Source organism: Borborobacter xinjiangensis, assembly GCF_047739745.1.
Lineage (GTDB): Bacteria > Pseudomonadota > Alphaproteobacteria > Rhizobiales > Rhizobiaceae > Pseudaminobacter.
Genome location: NZ_JBLLVA010000068.1, coordinates 1 through 3392, shown reverse-complemented (window position 1 = coordinate 3392; position 3392 = coordinate 1). Strand labels below are relative to the sequence as shown.

Here is a 3392-nt window from a genome sequence, read left to right as displayed (position 1 = left end):
CGGACATCGCATCACCGGGACGGATTGCAGCGTAGAAACGGGATCGCTGGCGTCTCAGCATGGTTCAATCCATCGCGCATAGCATGACGTCGAAATCTTCGGTCTGTTCGTCGCGCCGGTTCTGAACGGTGTGAACAAGCAGATTGAAGGAGATATAGATGACAAAGCGTAAGCGCAGACACCGCCGAAGCGTTGAGGTTCGGCTCAACTGGTTGCAGCCACATGTGGACGGCTTCCGGGATTGGCTCGGCAGGCGGAATTACTCACCGGCAACGATAGTGGAAGTTATGCGCCTGCTGGCGCTATGGACTGATTGGGTCCGCGGTTCGGGCTTCGGCGTCGAAACACTTGCCGTTGCATTCTCCGCCTCGGCTTCGGTGTTCGGCGGTAGCAAGAAAGCTCGCGCCCCGCAGGGAGCGGCTGCCCTATTCATAGCCTATCTGCGCGAAATGGATGTTTTGCCACCAGAGCATCAGCCTTCCCTGCACGACACATGGCCGGAACTTGCTGCATTCCGATGCTGGATGCGGGAGCAACGCGGCACCAAAGAATCCACACTCGATCTTTACGAGCACGTCATTGCCGATCTGCTGGAGAAGCTCGGAACGAACCCTGCGAGCTACACGGTGGCGGCGATCCGCGGCTTTGTCCTTGAGCGCGCCAGCACGGTCGGCCGGTGGCGTACCCAGGCCATTGCTGTTGCAACCCGTGCATACCTCAAATATCTGGTGGCGACCGAACAATGTCCGATCGGTCGCGAGCGAGCCGTTCCCACATTTGCCAACTGGGCGCTGGCCAGCACGCCGCGCTTCCTGGCCGAAACCGAAATCGACCGACTTCTCGACGCCTGTGCCGGCGAAGAACGGGTGCGTGATCGGGCTATCATCCTGCTTCTGGCCCGTCTGGGTCTCAGGGCAGGCGAAGTTGCCAATCTCACCTTCGACCAAATCGACTGGGCGTCTGGCCAAATCGTTCTTGCGGGAAAATCCCGGCGTGAGGAACGCCTGCCGCTGACGCAGGAGATCGGGGACACTATCCTTGCCTATATCGAGAGGGCACGGCCGCGCATCGCAACAAGCCGTGTGTTCCTGACGAGCACCGCGCCGATCAGGGTCGTCAGCCGCATCACCGTGAAATGCATTGTGAACCGGGCGCTCGACCGGGCCGGGATCAAAAGTGCTCATCGCGGCGCACATATCCTGCGCCACTCCGCGGCGACGGCGATGCTGCGCAAGGGCGTCAGCCTCACGGGCATTGGCGCGGTGCTGCGACACCGCTCCCCATCGGTGACGGCACTTTATGCCAAGGTGGATATAGGTCTTCTGTCCGAGATCACCCAACCCTGGGGCGGGAGGTTGCCATGCTGAGCAACGATGTTCACCGCTATATCGCTCTGCGTCGGGCTCTCGGCTACAAATTGGCCAAGGCGGAATGGCATCTGCGCGCCTTCGCCCGCTTCGCCGACTTGCGGCGTGAGACCTATGTACAGGTCTCGTCTGTTCTTGTCTGGCTGGAAACACCCTCCTGGACTCCTGGGGGGCGGGCGCGGCGGTTGCGGGACGTCATCCTGTTCGCGCGCTTCCTGCATACGGAAGATCCTCGGCATGAGGTTCCGCGCACCGATCTGGCACAACCTCGCCAATACATCCGGCCAACTCCCTATATCTACTCCGCCGACGAGATCGCGCGCATCCTCGATGCCGCTGGAAAACTGCGGCGTCAAAAGCCCAATCCCCTGCGCCGCGAAATCTATGTGATGATCTTCGGTCTGATCGCGGCCACGGGATTGCGCATCTCCGAAGCGCTTGCCCTCAGACTTCATGACATCCAGCCTGATGGTGTGCTCTACATCCGGGATACCAAGTTCCGAAAGAGCCGGCTGGTGCCATTGCATGCGTCGGTCAGGGAAGCCTTACAGCGCTACCTCGATGTTCGGCGCCGGCGTGGCGGCGATAGTGATTGGCTCTTTCCCTCCGTCAAACACCGTCAGATGTGTGCCCGCGTGGTCAACTCCACGTTCCGCTGCATCCTGCGACGCGCGGGCATCACGCCGGGGCGTCAGTCCCAGCCCCGTATCCACGACCTTCGCCATACGTTTGCAACCCGGGTTCTGGTCCAGTGCGGCGCTGATCGTGGTGTTGTCGCCCGCCACTTCGTTGCCCTGTCCACCTACCTGGGCCACGCCGACGTCAGAAACACATACTGGTATCTCGAAGCGACGCCGCAAATTATGACGGACATCGCTTTGGCTGCCGAGACGCTGGTCGGGGAGATGGGCGTATGACGCAGCTCGCCCCTCTCATCACCAGCTTCCTGCGTGAGCACATGCCTCATCAGCGCGGCTATAGTCCCAGAAGTTGCGAAACCTATGCGGTCAGCTTCAAGCTGCTCTTCGAGTTCTCGGCCAAACGACTCGCCACCCGCCCGTCGCTGCTGACGCTCGAAGATCTCGACGCAACCCTGATCCTGGCCTTCCTGCGCCATATCGAAAACGAACGTGGCAACGCGATTACCACGCGCAATGTGAGACTTGCGGCGATCAAGACGTTCATGCGCTACGTCGAATACCGTGTGCCATCCGCTCTGGAGCAGATCGCCCGGATCCATGCCATTCCTGCAAAGCGCCATGACCAGAAGCTCATACAGCATCTGACGATCGGCGAAGTCCGCGCGATCCTGAGCGCTCCCGATCTCGCCACACGTTCCGGCGTACGAGATCGGGCAATGATGCATCTCTGCTTCGCCGCCGGTCTTCGCGTGTCCGAGTTGGTCGGCGTACTGACGGAGAACCTGTCGCTCCAGAATGGGTGTAGCGTGATGATCAAGGGTAAGGGCCGCAAGGAACGTTGCCTGCCGCTCTGGAAAGAGACCGCGCGGGATCTTCGCGCCTGGCTCAGCATCAGAGGGACCGTCCCCGTTCCCGAACTGTTCGTCAATGCGCGGGGAGAGCCCATGAGCCGTGCCGGCTTCGAATATGTGCTCGACAAGCACGTTCGCAAAGCGGGGGAAATTTGCACGACATTACGCGATCGGAACGTATCGCCACATCAACTGCGCCATAGCTGTGCTGTCGTGATGCTTCAGGCGACGCACGATGTGCGAAAGGTGGCGCTGTGGCTTGGTCATGCCGATATCCGCACCACCGAGGTCTATCTGCGCATGGATCCCAGCGAAAAGCTGGAAGCAGTCGAGGCGGTCATCCCGCCGGAACTGAGACGCGGCCGCTTCAAGGCACCAGACGCACTGATCGCGTCCTTGCTCTCGGATATAGGGATGTAACCCAGCTGAAAATGGGTGGCGCTGTCGTATCGTGATGATCAATGCCGCCAGCATGGCGCTACCCAACCTGTACGGCATCGTCCTGTTCCACCGGTTCGCGTTATGGCCCTGCC

Annotated in this window: 3 protein-coding genes; all 3 read left to right on the top strand. The window is 60.6% G+C overall.

The window, feature by feature from the left end; translation table 11 throughout:
- Positions 1-287: 287 nt before the first annotated feature.
- Genes ACLKMW_RS26290 through ACLKMW_RS26280 form a run of 3 tightly spaced genes read left to right on the top strand, consistent with a single transcriptional unit; the run spans position 288 to position 3279 of the window.
- Positions 288-1367 (top strand): tyrosine-type recombinase/integrase, encoded by a 1080-nt coding sequence (locus ACLKMW_RS26290; protein WP_415727472.1) that lies wholly within the window; start codon positions 288-290, stop codon positions 1365-1367.
- Positions 1361-2284: a tyrosine-type recombinase/integrase gene (locus tag ACLKMW_RS26285; RefSeq protein WP_415727471.1), complete on the top strand. Its 924-nt coding sequence runs from the start codon at positions 1361-1363 to the stop codon at positions 2282-2284. The genes ACLKMW_RS26290 and ACLKMW_RS26285 overlap by 7 nt, the downstream gene beginning before the upstream one ends.
- Positions 2281-3279 carry a tyrosine-type recombinase/integrase gene (locus ACLKMW_RS26280; protein ID WP_415727469.1) on the top strand — a complete coding sequence of 333 codons (999 nt, stop codon included), beginning with the start codon at positions 2281-2283 and terminating at the stop codon, positions 3277-3279. The genes ACLKMW_RS26285 and ACLKMW_RS26280 overlap by 4 nt, the downstream gene beginning before the upstream one ends.
- The last annotated feature ends 113 nt before the right edge of the window (positions 3280-3392 follow it).